At 61.4% G+C, this 21,379-nt stretch carries 25 protein-coding genes; 14 read left to right on the plus strand and 11 right to left on the minus strand.

Annotated elements, in window-relative coordinates; genetic code table 11:
* Nucleotides 1-16: 16 nt before the first annotated feature.
* From uvrC to LZG00_16990, 6 genes are all read left to right on the plus strand, one after another.
* Nucleotides 17-1,891 (plus strand): excinuclease ABC subunit UvrC, encoded by a 1,875-nt coding sequence (gene uvrC / locus LZG00_16965; GenBank protein ID MCF3595686.1) that lies wholly within the window; start codon nt 17-19, stop codon nt 1,889-1,891.
* A gap of 176 nt (nt 1,892-2,067) precedes the next feature.
* Nucleotides 2,068-2,739: a CDP-diacylglycerol--glycerol-3-phosphate 3-phosphatidyltransferase gene (pgsA, locus tag LZG00_16970; protein ID MCF3595687.1), complete on the plus strand. Its 672-nt coding sequence runs from the start codon at nt 2,068-2,070 to the stop codon at nt 2,737-2,739.
* Complete coding sequence (moaD, locus tag LZG00_16975; protein MCF3595688.1) at nt 2,739-2,984, plus strand: molybdopterin converting factor subunit 1; 246 nt, start codon at nt 2,739-2,741, stop codon at nt 2,982-2,984. The genes pgsA and moaD overlap by 1 nt, the downstream gene beginning before the upstream one ends.
* Nucleotides 2,985-2,988: 4 nt before the next feature.
* Nucleotides 2,989-3,432, plus strand: coding sequence for a molybdenum cofactor biosynthesis protein MoaE (locus LZG00_16980; GenBank protein MCF3595689.1), 444 nt, complete (start codon nt 2,989-2,991; stop codon nt 3,430-3,432).
* An 86-nt stretch (nt 3,433-3,518) separates the two neighbouring features.
* Nucleotides 3,519-3,812 carry an SCP2 sterol-binding domain-containing protein gene (locus tag LZG00_16985; GenBank protein ID MCF3595690.1) on the plus strand — a complete coding sequence of 98 codons (294 nt, stop codon included), beginning with the start codon at nt 3,519-3,521 and terminating at the stop codon, nt 3,810-3,812.
* 71 nt (nt 3,813-3,883) lie between these two features.
* Entirely contained in the window at nt 3,884-5,053 is a 1,170-nt protein-coding gene (locus tag LZG00_16990) for a winged helix DNA-binding domain-containing protein (GenBank protein MCF3595691.1), read from the plus strand.
* A 60-nt stretch (nt 5,054-5,113) separates the two neighbouring features.
* On the opposite strand, the gene LZG00_16995 is transcribed toward LZG00_16990, so the two are convergent.
* From LZG00_16995 to ubiA, 3 genes are read right to left on the minus strand one after another with little or no spacing between them, the layout of a single operon-like run.
* A complete protein-coding gene (locus LZG00_16995) occupies nt 5,114-5,440 on the minus strand; it encodes an MICOS complex subunit MIC60 (GenBank protein MCF3595692.1) in 327 nt (108 codons plus the stop codon).
* Nucleotides 5,427-7,379 carry an OmpA family protein gene (locus LZG00_17000; GenBank protein MCF3595693.1) on the minus strand — a complete coding sequence of 651 codons (1,953 nt, stop codon included), beginning with the start codon at nt 7,377-7,379 and terminating at the stop codon, nt 5,427-5,429. Before LZG00_17000 ends, LZG00_16995 begins: the two co-directional genes overlap by 14 nt.
* Before the next feature lie 60 nt (nt 7,380-7,439).
* Nucleotides 7,440-8,411, minus strand: a complete 972-nt coding sequence (ubiA, locus tag LZG00_17005) for a 4-hydroxybenzoate octaprenyltransferase (protein ID MCF3595694.1) — start codon at nt 8,409-8,411, stop codon at nt 7,440-7,442.
* Between the two features lie 11 nt (nt 8,412-8,422).
* Between ubiA and LZG00_17010 the strand changes: the two genes are divergently transcribed.
* The 3 genes from LZG00_17010 to LZG00_17020 are packed head-to-tail and all read left to right on the plus strand — an operon-like array spanning nt 8,423 to nt 11,106.
* Nucleotides 8,423-9,151, plus strand: a complete 729-nt coding sequence (locus LZG00_17010; protein ID MCF3595695.1) for a 16S rRNA (uracil(1498)-N(3))-methyltransferase — start codon at nt 8,423-8,425, stop codon at nt 9,149-9,151.
* Nucleotides 9,148-9,675 carry a hypothetical protein gene (locus LZG00_17015; protein ID MCF3595696.1) on the plus strand — a complete coding sequence of 176 codons (528 nt, stop codon included), beginning with the start codon at nt 9,148-9,150 and terminating at the stop codon, nt 9,673-9,675. The genes LZG00_17010 and LZG00_17015 overlap by 4 nt, the downstream gene beginning before the upstream one ends.
* 60 nt (nt 9,676-9,735) lie before the next feature.
* A complete protein-coding gene (locus LZG00_17020; GenBank protein MCF3595697.1) occupies nt 9,736-11,106 on the plus strand; it encodes a glutamate--cysteine ligase in 1,371 nt (456 codons plus the stop codon).
* Nucleotides 11,107-11,264: 158 nt separating this feature from the next.
* Here the strand turns inward: LZG00_17020 and LZG00_17025 are convergent, their stop codons facing one another.
* From LZG00_17025 to LZG00_17060, 8 genes are all read right to left on the minus strand, one after another.
* Nucleotides 11,265-11,693: a hypothetical protein gene (locus LZG00_17025; protein MCF3595698.1), complete on the minus strand. Its 429-nt coding sequence runs from the start codon at nt 11,691-11,693 to the stop codon at nt 11,265-11,267.
* 43 nt (nt 11,694-11,736) lie between these two features.
* Complete coding sequence (plsY, locus tag LZG00_17030; GenBank protein ID MCF3595699.1) at nt 11,737-12,345, minus strand: glycerol-3-phosphate 1-O-acyltransferase PlsY; 609 nt, start codon at nt 12,343-12,345, stop codon at nt 11,737-11,739.
* Nucleotides 12,345-13,625, minus strand: a complete 1,281-nt coding sequence (pyrC, locus tag LZG00_17035; protein ID MCF3595700.1) for a dihydroorotase — start codon at nt 13,623-13,625, stop codon at nt 12,345-12,347. The genes plsY and pyrC overlap by 1 nt, the downstream gene beginning before the upstream one ends.
* Nucleotides 13,622-14,182 (minus strand): aspartate carbamoyltransferase catalytic subunit, encoded by a 561-nt coding sequence (locus LZG00_17040; protein MCF3595701.1) that lies wholly within the window; start codon nt 14,180-14,182, stop codon nt 13,622-13,624. The genes pyrC and LZG00_17040 overlap by 4 nt, the downstream gene beginning before the upstream one ends.
* Nucleotides 14,179-14,637: a hypothetical protein gene (locus LZG00_17045; GenBank protein MCF3595702.1), complete on the minus strand. Its 459-nt coding sequence runs from the start codon at nt 14,635-14,637 to the stop codon at nt 14,179-14,181. Before LZG00_17045 ends, LZG00_17040 begins: the two co-directional genes overlap by 4 nt.
* The gene (locus LZG00_17050; protein ID MCF3595703.1) at nt 14,630-15,106 is read right to left on the minus strand and encodes a hypothetical protein; all 477 of its coding nucleotides are present in this window, start codon (nt 15,104-15,106) and stop codon (nt 14,630-14,632) included. Before LZG00_17050 ends, LZG00_17045 begins: the two co-directional genes overlap by 8 nt.
* Before the next feature lie 117 nt (nt 15,107-15,223).
* Nucleotides 15,224-15,793 (minus strand): hypothetical protein, encoded by a 570-nt coding sequence (locus LZG00_17055; GenBank protein MCF3595704.1) that lies wholly within the window; start codon nt 15,791-15,793, stop codon nt 15,224-15,226.
* Complete coding sequence (locus LZG00_17060; protein MCF3595705.1) at nt 15,790-16,740, minus strand: aspartate carbamoyltransferase catalytic subunit; 951 nt, start codon at nt 16,738-16,740, stop codon at nt 15,790-15,792. The genes LZG00_17055 and LZG00_17060 overlap by 4 nt, the downstream gene beginning before the upstream one ends.
* Before the next feature lie 267 nt (nt 16,741-17,007).
* Between LZG00_17060 and LZG00_17065 the strand changes: the two genes are divergently transcribed.
* From LZG00_17065 to LZG00_17085, 5 genes are all read left to right on the plus strand, one after another.
* Nucleotides 17,008-17,808, plus strand: a complete 801-nt coding sequence (locus LZG00_17065) for a uracil-DNA glycosylase (GenBank protein MCF3595706.1) — start codon at nt 17,008-17,010, stop codon at nt 17,806-17,808.
* 326 nt (nt 17,809-18,134) lie between these two features.
* On the plus strand, nt 18,135-18,731 hold the full coding sequence (locus LZG00_17070; GenBank protein MCF3595707.1) for a metallophosphoesterase family protein: 597 nt from the start codon (nt 18,135-18,137) through the stop codon (nt 18,729-18,731).
* Between the two features lie 10 nt (nt 18,732-18,741).
* Complete coding sequence (moaB, locus tag LZG00_17075; GenBank protein MCF3595708.1) at nt 18,742-19,284, plus strand: molybdenum cofactor biosynthesis protein B; 543 nt, start codon at nt 18,742-18,744, stop codon at nt 19,282-19,284.
* A complete protein-coding gene (locus LZG00_17080; protein ID MCF3595709.1) occupies nt 19,281-19,721 on the plus strand; it encodes an NUDIX domain-containing protein in 441 nt (146 codons plus the stop codon). Before moaB ends, LZG00_17080 begins: the two co-directional genes overlap by 4 nt.
* A gap of 120 nt (nt 19,722-19,841) precedes the next feature.
* A complete protein-coding gene (locus tag LZG00_17085; GenBank protein MCF3595710.1) occupies nt 19,842-21,305 on the plus strand; it encodes an HlyD family efflux transporter periplasmic adaptor subunit in 1,464 nt (487 codons plus the stop codon).
* Nucleotides 21,306-21,379 lie beyond the last annotated feature (74 nt).

Consider the following 21,379-nt stretch of genomic DNA (forward strand, 5'->3'; position numbering starts at 1 on the left):
TCAGACCCGGTGAATGATGGCGCAGGATGCAGACGATAAGGTGACCCAAGGGAAGCTTGGCCACGAGGTGATCGCGGGCTATCTCAAGACGCTTGACGCGTCGCCCGGGGTTTACCGGATGCTGGATGCGAAGAACGCGGTTCTTTATGTTGGCAAGGCGCGCAACCTGCGCGCGCGGGTTTCAAACTATGCCAGGCCCACGGGACATTCGGGGCGGATTGCCCGGATGATCCGCGAAACCGCTTCGATGATGTTTCTGACCACGCGGACGGAAACCGAGGCGCTTTTGCTGGAGCAGAACCTGATCAAGCAGTTGAAGCCGCGCTATAATGTGTTGTTGCGCGACGACAAGAGCTTTCCAAATATCCTGGTCACGGATCACGCGTTTCCGATGATCAAGAAACATCGCGGCGCCAAGAAGGAGAAGGGCAGCTATTACGGCCCCTTTGCCAGCGCGGGTGCGGTCAACCGGGCGTTGGCCCAGCTTCAGCGGGTGTTCTTGCTGCGAAACTGTTCGGACGCGATGTTTGAGAGCCGCACCCGTCCTTGCCTGCAATATCAGATCAAGCGTTGCACGGCGCCCTGTGTGGGCAAGATTTCCGAGGCCGAATACGGCGAGTCGGTGCGCGATGCCGAGCGGTATCTGTCGGGGCGCTCGACTGAGATACAGGCGAAACTGGCGCAGGATATGGCACGGGCGTCTGAGGCGTTGGAATTCGAAAAAGCCGCCGCGCTGCGCGACCGGATCAAGGCATTGACCCAAGTGCAGACGGCGCAAGGCATTAACCCGCGCAACACGGCCGAGGCGGATGTGATCGCGCTGCATCTGGAAAAGGGGCAAGCCTGTGTGCAGGTGTTCTTTATCCGGGCCAATCAGAATTGGGGCAATCGCGATTTCTATCCGCGTGTGGGCGAAGGGATCGAAGCGGCGGAAGTTCTGGAGGCGTTTATCGGCCAGTTTTACGATGGCAAGGAGCCGCCCAGGCTTTTGTTGTTGTCGAACCCGATCGACAACGCCGACCTGATGGCGGACGCATTGAGCCAGAAGGCAGGGCGCAAGGTCGAATTGATGGTGCCGCAGCGGGGTGAGAAGGCCGAGTTGGTGGAATCGGCAGCGCGCAATGCACGTGAGAGCCTGGCGCGCAAGATGGCCGAGACGGCAACGCAGGCAAAGCTGCTCAGAGGGGTGGCAGACGCGTTTGGGCTGGATGCGGCGCCGCGGCGGATCGAGGTTTACGACAACAGCCACATTCAGGGCGCGCATGCGGTTGGCGCGATGATCGTGGCGGGGCCGGAAGGGTTTGCCAAGAACCAGTATCGCAAGTTCAACATTCGCGGCGATGACCTGACGCCGGGTGATGATTTCGGGATGATGAAAGAGGTCTTGAAGCGCCGGTTCAAGCGGTTGTTGAAGGAAGATCCGAACCGTGAGGAGGGGCATTGGCCCGATCTGTTGCTGATTGACGGCGGCGCGGGGCAGGTTTCGGCAGTGCGCGCGATCATGGATGAGATGGGGGTTACGGATATTGCCATGGTGGGCGTGGCCAAGGGGGTGGACCGCGACGCGGGCAAGGAGGAGTTCCATCGCTCGGGGCAGCGCCCGTTTGCGTTGAGACACAATGACCCGGTGCTCTATTTCATTCAGCGATTGCGCGACGAGGCGCATCGCTTTGCAATCGGGACACACCGCGCCAAGCGCGCGAAAGCGGTGGGGGCGACGCCGCTTGATGATGTGCCGGGTGTCGGGGCGACGCGCAAGCGCGCGCTGCTGGCGCACTTTGGCAGTGCAAAAGCGGTGGGACGCGCGGCGTTGGCGGACTTGAAGGCGGTTGAAGGGATTTCCGGGGCTTTGGCCGAGACGATTTACGACTTTTTCCATGAGAACGGATAACTTGAGGCTGGGGATTCTGGTGATGAGTGATGTTGGCGTGCGCGGCGGGGTAGCGAGCCTCCGGCGGGAGTATTTTGAGAAAGATGAAGCGCAAGGGCGCGTTGATTCCCGGCCGGGTGTGGCATTGCGCAGCAACCTTCTTTCCCGCACGTTCAAAGCAGGTTAGATATTGCGGTATGAGATGGACGATCCCCAATATCCTGACCGCTCTGCGGCTTCTGGCGGCGCCGATGGTACCGGTGATGTTTTTGTATTTTACCCGGCCCTATGCGGATTGGTTTGCGCTTTTGCTGTTCGTGAGCGCGTCGGTCACCGATTGGTTTGATGGGTATCTCGCGCGGGCGTGGAAGCAGGAGACCAAGCTGGGAACGATGCTTGATCCGATTGCGGACAAGGTGATGGTTCTGATCGCGCTTCTGGTGATCTGTGGCTATTCCAACACCGCCTGGACGCCTTGGCTTGTGCTGCCCGCGACGATCATCATTTTTCGCGAAGTGTTCGTTTCGGGTTTGCGCGAATTCCTTGGGGATACGGCGGGAACATTGAAGGTCACCAATCTGGCCAAGTGGAAGACGACATTGCAGATGGTGGCAATTGCGGTGCTATTTGCCCATGGCATGTTCGAACACTATTATGGAATGTCGACGTTTGGCATGGATGATTTGACGCTTGATGCGGTTCTGAGCGGCGTTGAAGAGGATGTGCTGGGGTTGCGCTGGAAGCTTTCTGCCTGGATCTGGTCGGGCAACCTGGGCGTGGTGTTGCTTTGGTTTGCGGCGTTGCTGACGCTGGTGAGCGGGTTTGATTACCTGCGCAAGGCGGCACCTTATCTCAAGGAGGATGGGTGATGGAGGTGCTCTATTTCGCTTGGGTGCGTGAGCGTATCGGCGTGCCGCGCGAGACGGTGAAAACCGGAGCGGCGACAGTGGCCGAATTGATTGACGAGTTACGCGGGCGCGAGGCGCGTTACGAGGCAGCATTTGCCGATCTGGGGGCGTTGCGCGTGGCGCTGGATCAGGAATTGGCGGATTTCAACGCACCGCTGGAAGGCGTGCGCGAAGTGGCGTTTTTTCCGCCGATGACGGGGGGCTGAGGTGGTGGACATTCGGGTGCAAGAGGCACCGTTTGATTTCGGGGCCGAGGCCGAAGGATTTGCCCAGGGCCACACGGAATCGGGCGCGGTTGTGACCTTTACCGGGATCGTGCGCGATCTGGTGGGCGGGGGGTTGGACCGGATGGAAATTGAACATTATCCGGGAATGACCGAAGGTGCGCTGATGGCGCAGGCTCAGGAGGCCAAGGCACGTTTTGGGTTGGGCGATGTTCTGGTGATTCATCGCTATGGTGTGCTGCGCCCTGGCGAGATGATCATGATGGTGGCCACGGCTGCGCGGCATCGCGGCGATGCGTTTCACGCAGCAGAATTTCTGATGGATTACCTGAAATCCCGCGCTCCGTTCTGGAAGAAGGAATTCACCGCCGAAGGCGGCGAATGGGTGGCGGCAAAGGACGAGGACGAGGATGCGTTGGCGCGTTGGTAGTGGCGTGCGGTCTTGACGCCAAGGCAGGCTTGCGCGGGGACAGCGCAGACGGCAGTTGGTTTCGCGAACCTCTGGGAGAGTGCGAGATGGTAACTGTCATGGACGAATTTCTGGCCGCGTTGCAGCCGCGGGTGCACGGTGTGCTGAAGGGCAGTGCGAAGCTGGTGATCACCGGGGTCGGCAGCGTGATGATGGATGAGACCGGCGCGCGCGAAGGTGATGGTGCGGTGGATGTGACGCTAAGCGCCAGCGAGGGTGTGTTTCGTGCCATCATGGATGGCTCGCAAAATCCGGTGATGGCGGTGATGTCGGGCAAGCTTAAGGTTGATGGCAGCGCGACGCGGGCTTTGAAAATCGGGCAGATCCTGACCGGCGCTTAAGACGCAGGTTCTGGGTTTCCACTGGCCGGGCGCTTGCGATAGCGTGGCGTGATGAGATGCGGAGCCCGAACATGACGCCCCTAAGGATTTCCAACCGCGCGGCGCGGTGGCTTTGGCTGTCGGCGCAGGGGTTGGCCAGTGCGCCGACGGGCAAGATTGATCTTGGCCAGATGATCCACGATCTGGGCTTTGTGCAGCTTGATACGATCCGGGTGATCGCGCGTGCGCATCACCATATCCTGTGGTCGCGCAATCAGAACTATCGCGAACCGATGCTGGGCAAGCATTTGAGGCAGCGCCATGTTTTCGAACACTTCACCCATGATGCCAGCGTGTTGCCGATGGAATTCCTTCCGATGTGGCAACGGCAGTTCGACCGTAGGGCCGCGCGGATCATCAAAGCCGGTTGGTGGAAGGGGATGCCCGACGCCGAGGGACGTGCAGAGATCAAGGCGCGGATTGAGCGGGAGGGGCCGCTTTCGACCCATGCGTTTGATACCAAGGTGGACGGCAAGCGCGAGATGTGGTCGCGCCCGCCACACAAACTGGCGCTGGATTACATGTGGTATGCGGGCGAATTGGCCACCTGCCACCGGGAGAATTTCACCAAGTTCTATGATCTGGGCGAACGGGTGTTCCCCAAGGCATTGCGCGAGGTGGCGATGGCAGAGGAAGCGCAGATTGATTGGCTCTGCCGCGCCGCATTGACGCGGATGGGGTTTGGCAGCGCGGGTGAGATTCAGCGGTTTTGGGACGCGATGTCGGCACGCGAGGTCAAGGGGTGGCTGGAACGTGCGTCGGGTGGGCTGGTGGCGGTGGAGATCGAGAACGCCGATGGCAGCGTAAGCAGTGGCTGGGCGGTGCCGGATATCGAGGCGCGGCTGGCGGCGTTGGAAAAGCCGACCGCACGAATGCGCATTCTCAACCCGTTTGATCCGGTGATCCGGGATCGCAACCGGCTGGCGCGGCTGTTTGGATTTGAGTATCGCGTTGAGATGTTCGTGCCAGCGGCCAAGCGCAAATGGGGGTATTACGTTTACCCGCTGCTTGAGGGGGATCGGTTTGTAGGGCGCATCGAGGCCAAGGCGGATCGGGCCACGGGCGTTTTGCAACACATGCAGACATGGGTCGAACCGGGGGTGAAATGGAGCAATGCGCGTCAAACCCGGCTTGAGGCCGAATTAGGGCGGTTGGCGCGGCTGGCAGGGGTGTCGGAGTTGGTGATTAGCCCGGCGCAATAGGTCTTTTCTGGCCCTGTCTATAGGGGTGCTATACCGGGCGCGGCAGGCTGATCGTTGTTGTTAGGCGCCTCTGGCCCGTTCAAGTTCGCCGCGCAGTTCTTCGGCCTCGTAGCGGGCATCGCGCAAGCCTTCCATGGCTGCTCCAAGCTCGGCTTCGGTCTGGCTTAGCTGGTTGGTCAATTCAGCCTCGCGTTGTTGCAGATAGGTAATGGCCTGATCGCGGGTCTCTTCGGCTTCGTGCAGTTCTTGTGCCATGCGGTCGAGTTCTTCGACGTCGGAACGCGCCACGCGGGTGAAGCGGTGGATCAGCCAATTGGCGAACCAGCCGGTACAAAAGGCGACGAACAGGATGATCGCGGTAGCAATGATGAACTCAGTTCGTGTCATCGGGAACTCCTTCGTCTGATGCGTCACCCGGATCGCCCGGTTCACCGTGCGCGTCCTCTTCGCCCTGCTCTGGCGTTTCGGGCAATTGTTCTGCACTTTCCAGCGTGGTTTTCACTTCTTCGATCGGCTCGGGGCGGACCAGGTCGAATTCGATCCGGCGGTTTTCCTCGCGGCCTTCCTCGGTCTTGTTATCGGCAATCGGCTGCGTCTCGCCATGGCCGACGGCATTGTATGACGAGGTAAGAACACGGCGCGCGCGCAATCCGTTGAGGACCGCCTGGGCGCGGGCCTGGCTAAGTTGTTGGTTCATCTCTTCGCGGCCCTGGCTATCGGTATGGCCGCTGATCACAAGCTGAATCGGGCCGCATTTTTTCAGAACTTCGGCAATCGCATCGACGGTCTTGCGCGAGGCGCCGTCAATTGTGTCGGAGCCCGGTTCAAACGAGATCTTGCGCTCGGCCTGAATTGCCTTGATTTCGGCGATGCATTCATCGGGTGTCGGCAAGCCAGCTACCGGGTCGAGCTTTTCCTGATAGGTGATGTTGATGTCGAAGCTTTCGGCGTCACCCAGCTTTTCCGACAACATGCGCGAGATTTCGGCATTTGCCTCGGGGTTGCCGGTATTGCCCAGCACCTGCATGTTGTCGGGAGTGATGGTGACGGCGCCGTTGGAGAGATACGCGAGCGCGTTGAGCCCGGTAAGCACCCGAACCGGCCAGTCGCGCGACAGTGTTTCGTCGACCCGCGCCGAGCTGTGCACCGAGTCGGATCCAAAGCGCGCTTTGGCAAAGCTGATGGTGGATTCGCGGGCCAATTCATCGCTTACCCGGCCACGTAGGTGCAACAAGCCCTCGGGTGAGAGCGTGGCGACAAATTCGGGGGGGCCGCTGCTGTTGGCTTCGGGCGTTTCAGGCAATACAGCATGCAGGCTGAAGACATCGGGCAGGTTATTCTCCAGCTCACCGACCACTTGGTCGAAGAGGGCGGGATCAGTGCCTTCTATCGCGAGCAGCGAAATGTCGGCGTCGGCGAATGTCACCGTGCCCTGGCCCAGTTTGGCCACCGAAGCGATGGCCATTTCGGTAGCAATGGCCCAGTTCGGCGAGGGCACGCCAAGCCCGATGGTGCAAACCGCCTTGTCATCCTCAAGCCCGGCGGCGCGGGCGGCGTTCAGGATGCGGCTCTGGGACTGGGCTGAGTCGGCTGAACAGCTATCGAAGCGGGCGCCGTTTTCATCGATCAGGAAGCGCAGCGAAAACGGGGTAATCACCGGGCGAGGGGCCGAGATGTTGAGCGTCACGGCGACACCATCGGGCGCGCGCCGGGTCAGTTCGGATTGCAGCTTGCGTTTGGCATCTGCGCTGTCGGACATGGCTGTGATATGAACGCTGTTGGCGTCGATCGAAATTTTTGAGCGCGGCAGTGATTTGAGCGAACGCAGACCGAAATCGAGCGCCTTTTCCCAACCGTTGGGCACGGGGTAGTCGGCCACGTCGAGCAGGTCGGCCACCTGATCTTCGCCGAAACTGTCCTTGAGATCTTCGAGCATCTGTTCGTTGTCGGTCGCGGCCGGGATCAGACCGATCAGCGAGATGCCGGAATCATTGCGCAGAATTTCAATTGAGAAGCGAGGCGGGGTCAGATCCTTGGCCGCGGCCATTTCCAGCTTGTCGATCACCCGCGCCGCATCGACAATCTCTCCGGCTGTGGAGAGGGCGAGGAATCTGTTGGCTTCGCTCGGGGCGGTGCCGGTAATGAAGACCTGAAGCCCGTCGGCATGGACCTCGGCCCAGGTCAATCCGCGCCGATCCAACGCTTCGCGTACACCAAACTCCGACGTTTCTTCAATCAGAGTCACAGCAAAGCTGGCTGCGAACAGGCTTGCTAGGGCGGCCGCGACGAAGGTAGCGGCAATGGTGAACATGGCGGAAAGGCGCATTGAACCTGCAACGTCGGTGGTGTTGGTCTGTTGTCTAGTGCGTGGCGCTGCGGGTTGCAATCACAGGAATAGGGCGCAGGCGAAAAACAGCAAAGGGATCAAACCTGTATCGCGATTTGAGCGAAACAGCATGATCAGACGGTCATTGTCGTCAAGCTTGAGGACTCGCAACTGCCAGACCATGTGCCACCCCATTGCGCAGGCTCCGGCCAGAGCTAGAAGAAGCGCCAGCGGATTATCGTTGAATCCGACCATGGCGGTGATGATCGCCAGCCCAAGGAGCGAGACCGTGGCCACCATGAAGCGGCGCAGCCATGTTGGCGACTCGTCCCCGAAAAGCCGCGCGGTGGATTTCACTCCGATCAAGGCGTCGTCCTCGGTGTCTTGATGGGCATAGATTGTGTCATAAAACAGCGTCCATGCGATGCCTGCGACATAGAGGATCAGCGCCGGAGTTTCGAGCGTTCCGGTATGGGCCGTCCAAGCTAAGAGCGCGCCCCAGTTGAAGGCGAGACCGAGGAAGACTTGCGGCCACCATGTAAAGCGTTTGGCGAATGGATAGATCGCCACGGGGAGCAGCGACAGGAAGCCAAGCATGATAGCATTTTTGTTGAATGTCAGAAGGATAGCGAAGGCGACAAGGGCTTGCAGGAGCATCCAGCCGGTGGCTTGCTTGGTGCTGACCTGACCCGAGGGGATGGGGCGCGAACGCGTGCGTTCGACGCGCCCGTCGATGTCGCGGTCGGTGATATCATTCCAGGTGCAGCCCGCGCCGCGCATGAGGAACGCCCCGGCGCCGCAGGATAGAAATATCCACAGATCAAACCAGCGTGCCTGTCCGTCATGCAGCATGGCGAGCGTCAGACCCCACCAGCATGGCAGTAGCAAAAGCCAGGTGCCGATTGGCCGGTCTGCGCGTGACAGGCGAAGATAGGGGCGTGACCAGACGGGGGCGAAACGGTCAACCCAGTTGCCTTTCACGGCATCGGCAACCTGACCTTCCGGCTCTGGTGTCTGATTTGAAGTGCTCATATGCTCGGCCCATGAAAATGGCAAAAATCAGATTGTATGTAGAGCACCCGCTTGGGGCAGGGCAATCGGTTCCTTTGGACCGCGATCAGGCGCATTATCTTTTCGGGGTGATGCGATTGAGCGTTGGCGATGCGGTTGCGTTGTTCAATGGGCGCGATGGTGAGTGGCAGGCCGAAGTTGTCCATGCGGGCAAGCGGAACGGGATATTGGAGTGCCGCGCGCAATCGGCGGAGCAGCGCAATCCGCCCGACCTGTGGTTGATGTTTGCCCCGATCAAGAAGGCGCGCACCGATTTCATCGTTGAGAAGGCCGCCGAGATGGGGGCGTCAAAAATATGCCCGGTGCAGACCGATTTCACCAATTCCGAGCGTATTCGGCAGGATCGCCTGCAAGCCCATGCGGTTGAGGCGGCAGAGCAATGCGGTGGCGTTTTTGTGCCGGAAGTCGAGGGTTTGGCCCGGTTGGAGAGGAAGTTGGCGGATTGGCCTGAGGGGCGGCAATTGATGTTTTGCGATGAGGCACTGGCGGGTGGATCTTTTGCGCTTCCGAGCGATCTTGCAGGGCAGCCATGGGCGATCTTGATCGGGCCTGAGGGAGGGTTTTCAGAGGCTGAGCGGGCACGGCTTTCGGCGCTTGAGTTTGCCCATCCGGTGGCTTTGGGGCCGCGCATCTTGCGTGCTGATACGGCGGCGGTGGCGGCGATGACCTTGTGGCAGACTCAATTGGGGGACTGGCGGTGAACTTTATCCGGCCCGAAGTGCGCGCGGCGTTGTGGCGTTGGCGCGAGGTGTTGCTCGGGGCTGTTATCACGGCGCTGGGGGCGAATTGGGCGTTTGGGTCGTTTGGGGTCATGGGCTGGCTTGGCTGGGTAGTTTTGGTTGTTGGGCTGTCGTTATTGATTGCCGGGTTGCAGCGCGCGCGGGTCAGGCCGCGCAGCGGCGGGCCGGGGGTTGTTGAGCTGGACGAAGGCCAGTTGAGCTATCTGCACCCTGAGAATGGCGCGATTGTGACACTTCCGGCGGTGATCCGGATTGAGATCGAAACCACCGGTGGGGGGCCGGTTGAGGATGATCTGTTCTGGCGCTTTTTTCAGAACAACGGATATGGCGCGCGTATTCCGGCATCTGCCGTGGGGGGCGAGAGATTGTTTGATTCGCTGGCCGGTTTTCCCGGTGCAGATTACCAAAAGGTTATCGAGGCGTCCGGGTCTACAGAGCCACACGTCTTTGTCATTTGGCAGAAAGAAGCGGGGCGGTTGCATTGACACTTTGATGCGCAGACCGCAGAGATTTCCCTCAAACGCGAACAGAGCGGAGTTAACCAAATGTCCATTCCCCAGTCCGGTGGCGGCCCGATCGAGCGGCACGAGCAGATGGCCGAATTTCTCGAAAAGGGCTGTAAACCCAAGAAAGACTGGCGGATCGGCACCGAACACGAGAAGTTCGGCTATTGTAAGGATACGCTGTTGCCGATCCCTTATGCCGGCGAGCGTTCGGTGTTGGCGGTGTTGGAAGGATTGCGCGACGGCTATGGCTGGGAGCCGGTGCTGGAAGGCGAAAATCTTATTGGATTACAAAAGGATGGGGCGAATGTCAGCCTTGAGCCAGGAGGGCAGTTGGAGCTTTCCGGTGCCCCTTTGGAGAGCATCCACCAGACCTGCGACGAGGTTAACACTCATTTAGTTGCGGTTAAGGATGTTGCCGACAAGGTGGGCGTTGGCTTTATCGGGCTTGGTGCGGCACCAGAATGGACCCACGAACAGATGCCGTTGATGCCCAAGGGCCGTTACAAGCTGATGGACGCCTACATGCAAAAAGTCGGCACCATGGGTCGGGTTATGATGCGCCGGACCTGCACCGTGCAGGTGAACCTTGATTTCGGCACCGAAGCCGACATGGTGCAGAAAATGCGGGTGGCGATTGCGCTTCAGCCGGTGGCCACCGCGCTGTTCGCCAATTCGCCGTTTCTGGAGGGCAAGCCCAACGGTCACAAGAGCTGGCGGAGCCGGGTCTGGCGCGATCTCGACGCGTCGCGCACGGGGATGATTCCGTTCGTTTTCGACGAGGGGTTCGGCTTTGAATCCTGGGTGCAATATGTGCTCGATGTGCCAATGTATTTTGTCTATCGCGATGGTAAATATGTCGATGCGCTGGGCCAGAGTTTCCGTGATTTTCTTGAAGGAAAGCTGCCCGCGCTGCCCGGCGAGAAGCCGACGTTGAGCGATTGGGCCGACCATCTGACGACGGTCTTCCCTGAGGCGCGCCTGAAGCAATATATCGAGATGCGCGGAGCCGATGGCGGCCCGTGGCGGCGGCTTTGTGCGCTGCCGGCCCTTTGGGTTGGGTTGATGTATGACCAGACCGCACTTGATGCCGCCTGGGATATGGCCAAGGGCTGGGATGCTGAGACCCGCGAGGCGCTGCGCGTGGCGGCGAGCGTGGACGGGTTGCAGGCCCAAGTCGGCAAGATCAAGATGCGCGATCTGGCGCGTGATGTGCTGGAAATCGCCCGCGAAGGGCTGCGCGCGCGCGCCATGCCGGGGGCCGGTGGGATGATCCCGGATGAGCGCCATTTCCTGCATGCGCTGGAGGATTCGGTGACCGATGACAAGGTGCCTGCCGATGAGTTGCTGGAGAAGTATCACGGCGAATGGGATGGTGATCTGAGCCGGATTTACAGCGAGTTCAGCTACTGATCCGTTAACCTTTGCCGGGGCGGATTAACCGGAGTTAATCGAGAATATGGGTGAAAACCGGGGGGTGACTCTCGGCTGACATCCGGCTGACTCGCGGCTGCCGGGTGAAATGCGCCAGCGGACAACGCGAAAAGATTAATTTCGGGCGTTCGGTCGGGTTACGAAGGCGGAATGGCGGCGCGACGTGATTTTCGAGTGAAGAAATTGTAGAGCAAGCCGAAAAGACCACCCCAGAGCATCGAGAACATCGCACCATAGGTGAAGTAGACCGAAGCGATCGAGCGCAGGTCTTTGGTGCCGATAAAAAGCGCGGCCAGAAGAATCGGAATGCAGGCAAGAGTGTTGACGACGAGTGCGGCAGTGGCTGTTTGCCAAGCGCTGCGTGGTTCGCGTGACAGCATCCAATAGAGTGTTGGTCCGCCGAGAAGCAGGTAAAACGGCCCACCCATGTAAAGCGCAACGTAGGGGATCAGCAGTGGGAAGCCGAGTAGCGCAGGAATCAGCGGCGCGAGGATCAGGGCGGCAAAGAAGGCCGGAAGACGGACCGCGTGGCGCAGAGTTTTGTGCTTGGGCGGAGTTCCGGTCATATTGGCAAGCTCCGGATAACTGCGATGAAGGGCGGCGCGCGGGTTAGCTTTTCTGCCCGATCTTGGGTTCGGTTCCGGCGCGCAGGCGCGAAATATTGGCGCGGTGGCGCCAATAGATCAGGCAGGTGAGGATCACGCCGAGGAAGAAGGCTGTTCCATTGTCCAAGAGCAGCATCCACGCGGTTGAGCTGCCCGCAGCTATGAGCGCGGCCATTGACGACGTGCGGCTGATTGCGGCGGCGGCCAGCCATGTGGCACAAACCGCCAGACCGACAGGCCAGGCGAGGGCCAGCATGATGCCGATGAAGGTGGCCACGCCTTTGCCGCCCTTGAAGCCGAGCCAGACGGGGTAGCAATGACCAAGAAAGCTCGCCAGTGCGGCGATCTGTGCGGCGTCTTCGCCGACAAAGGCACGGGCCAGAAGTACGGCCACGGCGCCTTTGCCGCCATCAAGCAACAAGGTGAGTGCGGCGGCCTTTTTCGAGCCGGTGCGCAGCACGTTGGTTGCGCCGATATTGCCCGAGCCGATGGTGCGCAGATTGCCGAGACCCATGGCGCGCGACACGATCACCCCAAAGGGGACCGAGCCCAGAAGGTAGCCCAGAACGACCCAGAGGGCGAGGGTTGGATAGCTCGCTTCAATCAGGGGCATCAGCCATAAACCTTTTCTCCGCCGACATAAGTGGTGCGCACTTTACCTTGCATGCGCGCGCCGTCAAACGGGGTGTTCTTGGATTTTGAATGCAGGGTGAAACGGTCGAGCACGAAGGGCGCGTCAGCGTCAAAAACCACCAGATCGGCGGGCGCACCGGTGGCAAGCCGCCCGCACGAGAGGCCGAGACGGCGGGCGGGTTTGAGCGCCATGGCGCGAAAGAGTTGTGGCAGGGTGAGATCGCCCGAATGATAGAGGCGCAGGGCGGCGGGCAGGAAGGTTTCAAGCGCGACGGCGCCCGAGGCGGCCTCTTCAAAGGGCAGGCGTTTGGATTCTTCGTCTTGCGGCGTGTGCATCGAGGAAATGATGTCGATCAGGCCGGAGGCGACGGCTCCGACCACGGCGAGGCGGTCATCTTCGGATCTGAGCGGGGGTTTGACCTTGAAGAAGGTGCGGTAGTTGGCGACGTCAAATTCATTGAGGGTGAGGTGATGAATCGAGGTGCCTGCGGTGATGTCGAGGCCGTTGTTTTTGGCGCGCTCAAGCGCGGGGAGGGCGCGGGCGGTGGTGATCTGATCGGCGTGATAGCGGGTTTGGGTCATCTCCAAAAGTGCGATGTCACGGTCGAGCGCCATGCGTTCGGCCATGGGGGAGACGGCCGCGAGACCTCTGAGAGAGGCGAATTTTCCCGAGGTGGCGGCGGCACCGTCCGAGAGGGTGGGTTCCTGCACGTGGGCGATGACCAGCGCGCCAAGGGAGCGGGCGTAGGTGAGGGCGCGGGCATAGACCTTGGTGTTGCGCACAACATGGTCGCAATCGGTGAAGGCGACGGCGCCCGCATCCATCAGCAAGCCGATCTCGGTCATCTCGTGGCCTTCGCGCCCTTTGGTGAGGGCGGCCATGGGCAGAACGTTCACCGGGGCGGCCTCGTTGGCGCGTCGGCGCACAAATTCGAGGGTTTCCGGCGTGTCGGTGGCGGGCAAGGTATCGGGGCGAGTGACGATGGTGGTGACACCGCCAGCGGCGGCGGCGAGGCCGGCGGAGCGATAGCTTTCCTTGTGGCGCTCACCGGGTTCGCAGACCTTGACGCCGATATCGACGATGCCAGGGGCAAGGCATTTGCCATTGCAATCAACCGTTTGATCCGCCTGATCGGTGGGCGCTGGGGTGCTGGCCTCGCCCGTTGCGGCGATGTTGGCGCCGTCTATCAGCAGCCAGCCGAGGGTATCTGTTCCGGTTTCGGGGTTGATCAGGCGGGCGTTGGTAAGGAGGGTTTTCATGACATTTGCCTCTTTCGGATCTCGTGCATCTGGGCAAGCACGGAGCGGGCGTCGGGGATGCGGATGAAGCCGACGGGTTTGCGGGCCGTGCCGCGCCGGGTTTCATAGGCGAAGATCAATGTGCCGGGATCGCGACCATCAAACTCGATATCGGTTTCGGGGACGATATCATAGGATTTAAGCGTGCGCCCGCGCATCGGCACATTGGTGGCGATGAAGGCGCGCCGGTTGGTAAGGGTATACCAGGTGTGGCGACGCACGAAGGCCGCCCAGAGCGCGTCGCCGCCCAGCATTTTGAGTCCGACCAGCACGAAGGGGATGCCGAACAGCGGAAAGAGCCGGACGAAGCCGGGAAGTCCATCTTGGCCGGTGATCCAGGACGCCTGAACGATCCAGAACAGCGCGAAACCGGTGAAGAATACGCCCATGATCATCTGCATCGGCGCGCGCCCGGCAAAGCTGATGCGCGCGTCGGGGCGGTCCTGCCAGACGATCTTTTCGCCGGGGTCGAGGATGCCGTCCCATCCGGGGGCCGTGGTAGGGGCGGCGGTATTCATGGTCGGCCCCCGCCACAAATGCGCTCGATCAGGACTTTGGTGGCGTTGCTGTCGGGTTGATACTTGATCAGGTGTTTGCCGCCCGTGAGCGTGACAACCTGCACCACCGAAAGCAGCGCATTGACCTTCTGGATATCGCCGAGACGCAGGGCGCGCCCACCGGGGCCGAGAAGGCGGCGGTTGGTCAGATCCCAGCGCTGGGCCAATTCATCCGAGGCGACATACCAGCCGCGCAGGGCTATCGCTGCCAGACCGCCAATGGCGCCGGTCCAGACATGCGGATTGCCCAGAGCCCAGAGGATCGCCATGCCGAGCGCCATGGCTATTGCCGCCATAACGGCATGATCGCGCAGATAGGTGGCGCGGTCGGGGGTGAGGCTGACCAGAAGTTCTTCGCCTTCCGCCAGGGGGGAATCGGGGGTGTTGGAATAATGCAGTTCGGGCGCTTTAGTCATTCTTACCATCCTCGAAACCCGCCTTGGCATTCAGGATGCGAGTGCGGATGTCACGCGGGCGGGGGACGAATTGCATTGTCGTGGAGGTGCCTGCGGAAAAACCGATACGCAGCGCCCACCACGCCCAAGGGCGCAGCCAAGCCAGTTGATCCAAGGAAATGGCGGCATTTTCTTCGGGCGCTTGGAGGCGTTCATAGATCAGGCGGCGGTCGGTCAGGAACCAGCGGTCGTTGCGGTGGCGAAACCATGTTGTGAGATCATCAAAGATCACCACAAAAATCACCGTAGAGACCGGTACTGCGATGAGCCATTGGATGAGCGTCAGATAGCCGAGACTGGCCAGCGCCAGCGCGGTCACAAAGCTAAGGAGGGCTGCGCGGTGGGCAAATAGCTGAAGCTGGGGTTGCCAGCTGGCCAGTAGCCGCTCGCCCGAAAGCAGGGGCGTGACGGGCGGGGCGGGCGTGCTCATCCCGCGACCCAGACCATGAGCGCGGCGATGGCGAAGAGCACGAGGAGCGCCACGGTTGCGACGCGGCCACTCATTTTCGGGTCTTTGGGATCTTCGCTCATTTCACGCACGCCTTGGTTATTTAAGCAGGGCGATGCCCGCCCAGAGCAATAGGGCGGCGGCAATCACCGCCGTCAGGATCAATGCGCCGCTCGGGGCCGAGCGGCCTTGGGGTGGGGGGGCTGATTGGGGGGGCGTGAGCGTTCCGCGACCGGTGTCTGAGGTCAGCCGCTTCATCGAAATCTCGGCCTGCGGGGTGTCAAATGTGGCGATCAGGGTAAGGGCAGGTTCCGGGGCAAGCGGGCCGGGGGCGGGCAGCGCCTCGGAGAGCAGCAAGAGAATGTAGCCGTCGAGCGCGTTGAGCTTGCTGCGCAGCGGTGCGATCTGCTCATCAGTGATATCATAGGCGGTGGCAAGATAGCCGGGTAGGCCCAGCCCGGCGAGATCGGCCACGTCAAAGAGTTCGACCTGGGGGAGATCAAGCGCGGGTTGGTTGAGCAGCGTGGGCGCGGCGGCAACGAAGGGGCGCTCGGGGTCGGCGGGAAGATCGGGGTTGATGCGATCACGCAGGGCGGCGTCATCAAGGCTGACGGTGAACAGACGCAAGCGCCCGCGTTCGCCGGGTTCGATTTCTATCGGTGCGCTCATGCCATCACCGATGTTGGCGGGCGCGTCAGGTTGCGCGCCAAAAGGTCCATCGCGGCCATGCGCACGGCGACGCCCATTTCGACCTGTTCCTGAATGACCGAGCGGGTGATGTCATCGGCGATTTCGCCGTCAATCTCGACGCCGCGATTCATCGGGCCGGGGTGCATGACGATGGCGTCGGGCTTGGCAAGCGCAAGCTTTTCGGCATCAAGCCCGTATCGGTAAAAATATTCGCGCTCGGACGGGATAAAGCCGCCATCCATACGCTCGCGTTGAAGGCGCAGCATCATCACCACATCGACGTCTTTTAGGCCTTCGCGCATGTCGTCAAAGACCTCGACGCCGAATTCGCCAATCTGGCTGGGCATCAAGGTGGTGGGGCCGACAAGGCGCACGCGGTTTTCCATCTTGCCCAAGAGCAGGATGTTGGAGCGGGCAACCCGGGAATGGGCGATGTCGCCGCAGATCGCAATCGAAAGGCGGTGCAGGCGGCCTTTGGCGCGCCGGATGGTCAGGGCATCGAGCAGCGCCTGTGTGGGGTGTTCGTGACGCCCGTCACCGGCGTTGAGCACGGCGCAATTGACCTTCTGGGACAAGAGATCGACGGCGCCGGAGTGGGGATGGCGCACGATCAAAAGATCGGGGTGCATGGCGTTGAGGGTGAGGGCGGTGTCGATCAGGGTTTCGCCCTTTTTGATCGAACTGGCCTGCATCGCCATGTTCATCACGTCGGCGCCAAGCCGCTTGCCTGCCAGCTCAAAACTGGCCAGGGTGCGGGTCGAATTCTCGAAGAACATGTTGATCTGGGTGAGTCCGGCAAGGGCATCGGAATGCTTGTGCGCGGAGCGGTTGAGCGTGACATATTGCTCGGCCAGATCGAGAATGGTGGTGATGTCGACGGGCGAGAGCGCCTCGATCCCCAGAAGATGTCGGTGCACAAAGCTCATAACATGTCTCTTCGTCGATTTCGGTGGGTTATAGGAAGGGCATGGGGCGGAGTCTAGCGGTTCTGGGTGGAATCGCGGATGATCTGCGGGCAGGGGGCCAGGATTGCGGCGGTGGGTCTGGGTGTTCTGGCGCGGATTTTGGATATTTGTAGCAAGATGAAGGGCGAAGGCCCCGTCGCAGCGCCGCTGGTGGCGCAAAACATTGGGTGATGCCGAGGGTGATATCGGTGGTTCAGGCCGCTCGCGTGATCGGTTAGACTTGGGCGCATGGAATCGGGTCTGGGATATTACGAGGCGAAAGCCGCTCTGGAATGGCAGATGGAACTGGGCGCCGATGAAGCCATCGGGGAAGCGCCCGTTGATCGCTATGCATTGGCGACGGCGGAGTTGGCGCGCGCGCAGGCACCTGTCGCGGCTTCGGTTGCAGCGGTCGCCCCGGTGGCCAGAGCGCAGCAGGCCGAGGAGCGCGATCCGGTTGGCGAGGCACGCAAAGCGGCGGCGGGGGCGGGCGATCTGGCAGCACTTGCGGCTGCGATGGCGGCCTATGAGCATTGCGAACTCAAGCGCGGCGCGCGCCAGTTGGTGTTTGCCGATGGTTTGCCCGCGGCGCGGCTGATGATTATCGGCGAGGCGCCGGGGCGCGAGGAAGATATCGCAGGAAAGCCCTTTGTCGGTCGGGCCGGGCAATTGCTTGACCGGATGCTCGGGGCCATCGAGATGGGGCGCGACCGCGAGGAGGCGCCAGTCTATATCACCAATGTCATGCCCTGGCGCCCGCCGCAGAACCGCGATCCCAAACCCGAGGAAATCGCGATGATGTTGCCGTTTCTTGAACGCCATGTCGCGCTGATTGATCCCGAAGTGGTTGTTTTGATGGGCAATACCGCCTGTCAGGCCGTTCTTGGAAAGCGCGGCATCATGCGTCTGCGGGGGCAATGGAGCGAAGCCTTTGGACGCCCGGCATTGGCGATGTTTCATCCGGCCTATCTCTTGCGTCAGCCAGCTGCCAAGCGCGAGACCTGGGCGGATTTGTTGAGCGTCAAGGCAAAGCTGGCGGGCGGTGCATGACGCGACCGGCTGTGAGCGTGAGCGCGCCAGAATTTGAGTGCCAGAAGCTTTTTCAGCAACGCGGTGGTGAATTATGCGCCGGTCGGTGTGTCGGGCAAGCCGTTTTTGCAGTGCGGCGCGCGGCGCTGTCGAGGAGCGCTTGCAGACGCGGCGTCAGGCTTATAGGCAAGGGGGCGCGGGGATTTGGCGCCGCGATGATGCCGCCGAACAGGGCCTTGTCGGGAGGACCCGAAATCTGGCGCGCGGTGCCGGATGCAGAGCGAATGACCGGTTTCTCAGCCAAGCGCGAGCGTCGGTGATGGAACTGTCAAATACAAGGTAGCAACATGAGAATACTTGCTTTTTCTGATCTCCATGCGAGCCGCAAGCAGGCCGCAGAGTTGGTTGCGGCCAGCCGGGACGCTGATCTTGTGATCGGTGCCGGGGATTATTGCAACATGGGCGAGGGGCTGGGTGAGGCGCTGGGACTGCTGAGTGGCATTCGTGCGCCGATGGTTCTGGTGCCGGGCAATGCCGAAAGCGCGGAGGCGCTGCGCGCCGAAGTCGAAGAGGGTATCGCCGTGCTGCATGGCGGCGGTATCGCGATTGGTGGGGTGAAGATGTTTGGTCTTGGCTATAGCGTGCCGCCGCCGCCGTTCGGCGAAGGATGGTCATGCAATCTCGATGAAGCCGAAGCCGAGGCGATGCTGGCTGAGTGCAAGGCCGCCGACATCCTGATCAGCCATTCGCCGCCCCGTGGCGTGGCCGACCGCACGTCAGCGGGCCAATCGGTCGGTTCGCTCGCGGTGGCCGAGGCGATCCGGCGGGTTCAGCCGGAGTTGGTGCTGTGCGGTCATATCCATGACAGTTGGGGCGAAGAGGGCCGGATCGGGGCGACACGGATCGTCAACCTGGGGCCGTTTGCCAATTGGTTCGAGATTTGAGGAGCCGGGCATGAGCCGGATCGACGAAAGCAAGGATTTCATCGCGGTGCGCATTGCCGTGTTGACCGTATCGGACACGCGCAGGCCCGAGGAAGATCGTTCGGGCGACACATTGGTGGCGCGGATTGAAAAGGCGGGGCATGTGTTGGCGCATCGCGCTATTGTGCGTGACGAACGCGACCTGATTTCCGCGCAACTGCGCGCGTGGGTGGCGGATGACGATGTGGACGTGATCATTTCGACCGGGGGCACCGGGTTGACCGGGCGCGATGTTACTGTCGAGGCGCATCGCGATGTGTATGAGAAAGAGATTGAGGCGTTTGGCACGGTTTTCACCATCGTGTCGATGAAGAAGATCGGAACCAGCGCGGTGCAGAGCCGGGCCACGGGCGGCGTGGCGGGGGGGACGTATCTGTTCGCATTGCCGGGCAGTCCGGGGGCGTGCAAGGATGCCTGGGACGATATCCTTGAGCCGCAGTTGGACTATCGCCATCAACCGTGCAATTTCGTCGAGATCATGCCGCGCCTGGATGAGCATCTGAGGCGCAAGTGAGCGGGTTTGTCGATATTGGCCCGCTACCCGACAAGGTGATCTGGCGGGGGGCGGCGGTGCTTGCGCGCGACCGCGAAGGCCGGGTTCTGATGCAGCTTAGAGACAGCTATGAGGGCATTGCGGCGCCGGGGCTGTGGGGGTTGTTTGGCGGCGGGGTCGAGCCGGGCGAGGAGCTTGAAGCCGCGGCGCGGCGCGAGTTTCGCGAGGAGACCGGGATTGATCTGAGCGGCGATACGCTCTGTCCGATGGTGCGGTTTGCCAGCCAGGCGATAGCGCAGGGGATTGTGCATGTCTTTGCGCTGGAACGGGTGGTTGGCGCGCAGGAAGTGCAGTTGGGTGAGGGGGCAGGTTTTGCATTTCTGACCCGTGATCAGGTCAAATCGTTTGATCTGATCGGCAACTTTCGCGACGTTTTGTTGACGCTCGACGATTTTTAGAAGTTTTTTAGACGGAATTTGCGGCCTGGGGCGTATCATGCTTGTGGCTTGGAAATTTTGTGTGGTGCACTAGATTATTCAATCTATATCGCAAGAGTTTGCAGCAAGGGCCTGATCGAAATGCGTTTTTTGCGTCAAAGTCTGACCGGCCTATTCCTTTTGTCTCTGACATTGGGGGTGTTGGTCTATGCCGGCGACATGGTGCGCGAGGCGGTGCAAGAGCGGTTGAACCGTGAAGCGCGGGTGCCGCAGGCGCGCGAACGAGAGTTTGCCGTGAACGTGGTGCGGGCGCGGCTGGGCGAAGAGGCTCCGATCCTCACCGCCTATGGCGAGGTGCAAAGTCGGCGCACGCTGGATCTGCGCGCGGCCACGGGTGGTAGTATCGTGATGCTGGCCAGCAATTTCGTGGAAGGCGGGCAGGTGAAGGCCGGGCAGTTATTGGCACGGATCGACCCGTCAGAGGCGCAGGCGGCGCTGGACCGCGCGACTTCGGACAAGCGGGACGCCGAAGCAGAGGTGCGCGATGCGGCCAGTGCGGTGGATCTTGCGCGCGACGAGGTTGCGGCAGCGAGAGAGCAGGCGGCGCTGCGCGAGCGGGCGTTTGAGCGGCAGGTGAATTTGAAGGAACGCGGCGTTGGCACCGATGCGGCGGTGGAGGCGGCGGAGTTGACCGCGTCATCTGCGCGGGCCGTTGTGTTGGGCAAGCGGCAGGCGTTGGCCAATGCCGAAGCGCGGATCAATCAGGCCGCCACGCGGCTGGCGCGGGCCGAGATCGTTCTGAGCGAGGCAATGCGCATGTTGGCGGATACCGAGATCAGGGCCGGGTATTCCGGCACGTTGAGCGAGGTCACCGTGGTTGAGGGCGGGCTGGTATCGCCGGGAGAGCGGCTGGCGCGGCTGGTGGACGGTGATGCGCTTGAGGTGGCGTTTCGCATCTCGACGCAGGCTTATGCGGGGCTTCTGGATGAAAACGGTCGGCTGACGCCGGCGAATATGCGCGCGGCGCTGGACGCGTTCGGGCTTGATCTGGTGGCCAAGGGCCAATTGAGCCGCGATAGCGCGGCGGTTGGCGAAGGACAGACCGGGCGCTTGCTGTTTGCGCGCCTTGATGCGGGGCGGGGATTGAAGCCGGGTGACTTTGTCACGGTCGAGATCGACGAGGCGCCGATGCAGAACGTGATCCGACTGCCTGCTGGGGCGCTGGGGCCTGACGGGACGGTGCTGGCGCTGGATGAGGAAGACCGGCTGATCGAGTTCGAGGTCGAGTTGGTGCGGCGGCAGGGCGATGATGTGATCCTGCGCAATGACGATTTGGATGGTCGTGACGTGGTGACGTCGCGCACGCCGCTGTTGGGGACGGGGATCAAGGTGAAACCATTTCGCATTGATGGCGGTGCGGCGGAGCCTGAGCCAGAGCCGGAGATGCTTGAGCTTTCCATGGAACGGCGCGAGCGGCTGGTCGCCTATATCGAGGCCAACAACCGGATGCCTGACGAGGTCAAGACGCGGATTTTGAGTGCGCTTACCAAGGAGCAGGTGCCTGCGCAGATGGTGCAGCGGCTCGAAGCGCGGATGGGGGGATGAGGATTTGCACATGCAAACCCGGACTGATGCGATGACATGGGCGCGCGAACCTTTGTGCACGATTGCGGTGCGTG

The sequence above is a fragment of the Rhodobacteraceae bacterium LMO-JJ12 genome (assembly GCA_021555075.1).
In the GTDB taxonomy this organism is placed as follows: Bacteria; Pseudomonadota; Alphaproteobacteria; order Rhodobacterales; family Rhodobacteraceae; genus JAKGBX01.

Coding starts and splice junctions, on each gene's coding strand:
- uvrC (MCF3595686.1), top strand. CDS start 17: ATGGCGCAGGATGCAGACGATAAGGTGACCCAAGGGAAGCTTGGCCAC.
- pgsA (MCF3595687.1), top strand. CDS start 2,068: ATGAGATGGACGATCCCCAATATCCTGACCGCTCTGCGGCTTCTGGCG.
- moaD (MCF3595688.1), top strand. CDS start 2,739: ATGGAGGTGCTCTATTTCGCTTGGGTGCGTGAGCGTATCGGCGTGCCG.
- LZG00_16985 (MCF3595690.1), top strand. CDS start 3,519: ATGGTAACTGTCATGGACGAATTTCTGGCCGCGTTGCAGCCGCGGGTG.
- LZG00_16990 (MCF3595691.1), top strand. CDS start 3,884: ATGACGCCCCTAAGGATTTCCAACCGCGCGGCGCGGTGGCTTTGGCTG.
- LZG00_16995 (MCF3595692.1), bottom strand. CDS start 5,440: ATGACACGAACTGAGTTCATCATTGCTACCGCGATCATCCTGTTCGTC.
- LZG00_17000 (MCF3595693.1), bottom strand. CDS start 7,379: ATGCGCCTTTCCGCCATGTTCACCATTGCCGCTACCTTCGTCGCGGCC.
- ubiA (MCF3595694.1), bottom strand. CDS start 8,411: ATGAGCACTTCAAATCAGACACCAGAGCCGGAAGGTCAGGTTGCCGAT.
- LZG00_17010 (MCF3595695.1), top strand. CDS start 8,423: ATGAAAATGGCAAAAATCAGATTGTATGTAGAGCACCCGCTTGGGGCA.
- LZG00_17020 (MCF3595697.1), top strand. CDS start 9,736: ATGTCCATTCCCCAGTCCGGTGGCGGCCCGATCGAGCGGCACGAGCAG.
- LZG00_17025 (MCF3595698.1), bottom strand. CDS start 11,693: ATGACCGGAACTCCGCCCAAGCACAAAACTCTGCGCCACGCGGTCCGT.
- plsY (MCF3595699.1), bottom strand. CDS start 12,345: ATGCCCCTGATTGAAGCGAGCTATCCAACCCTCGCCCTCTGGGTCGTT.
- pyrC (MCF3595700.1), bottom strand. CDS start 13,625: ATGAAAACCCTCCTTACCAACGCCCGCCTGATCAACCCCGAAACCGGA.
- LZG00_17040 (MCF3595701.1), bottom strand. CDS start 14,182: ATGAATACCGCCGCCCCTACCACGGCCCCCGGATGGGACGGCATCCTC.
- LZG00_17045 (MCF3595702.1), bottom strand. CDS start 14,637: ATGACTAAAGCGCCCGAACTGCATTATTCCAACACCCCCGATTCCCCC.
- LZG00_17050 (MCF3595703.1), bottom strand. CDS start 15,106: ATGAGCACGCCCGCCCCGCCCGTCACGCCCCTGCTTTCGGGCGAGCGG.
- LZG00_17055 (MCF3595704.1), bottom strand. CDS start 15,793: ATGAGCGCACCGATAGAAATCGAACCCGGCGAACGCGGGCGCTTGCGT.
- LZG00_17060 (MCF3595705.1), bottom strand. CDS start 16,740: ATGAGCTTTGTGCACCGACATCTTCTGGGGATCGAGGCGCTCTCGCCC.
- LZG00_17065 (MCF3595706.1), top strand. CDS start 17,008: ATGGAATCGGGTCTGGGATATTACGAGGCGAAAGCCGCTCTGGAATGG.
- LZG00_17070 (MCF3595707.1), top strand. CDS start 18,135: ATGAGAATACTTGCTTTTTCTGATCTCCATGCGAGCCGCAAGCAGGCC.
- moaB (MCF3595708.1), top strand. CDS start 18,742: ATGAGCCGGATCGACGAAAGCAAGGATTTCATCGCGGTGCGCATTGCC.
- LZG00_17085 (MCF3595710.1), top strand. CDS start 19,842: ATGCGTTTTTTGCGTCAAAGTCTGACCGGCCTATTCCTTTTGTCTCTG.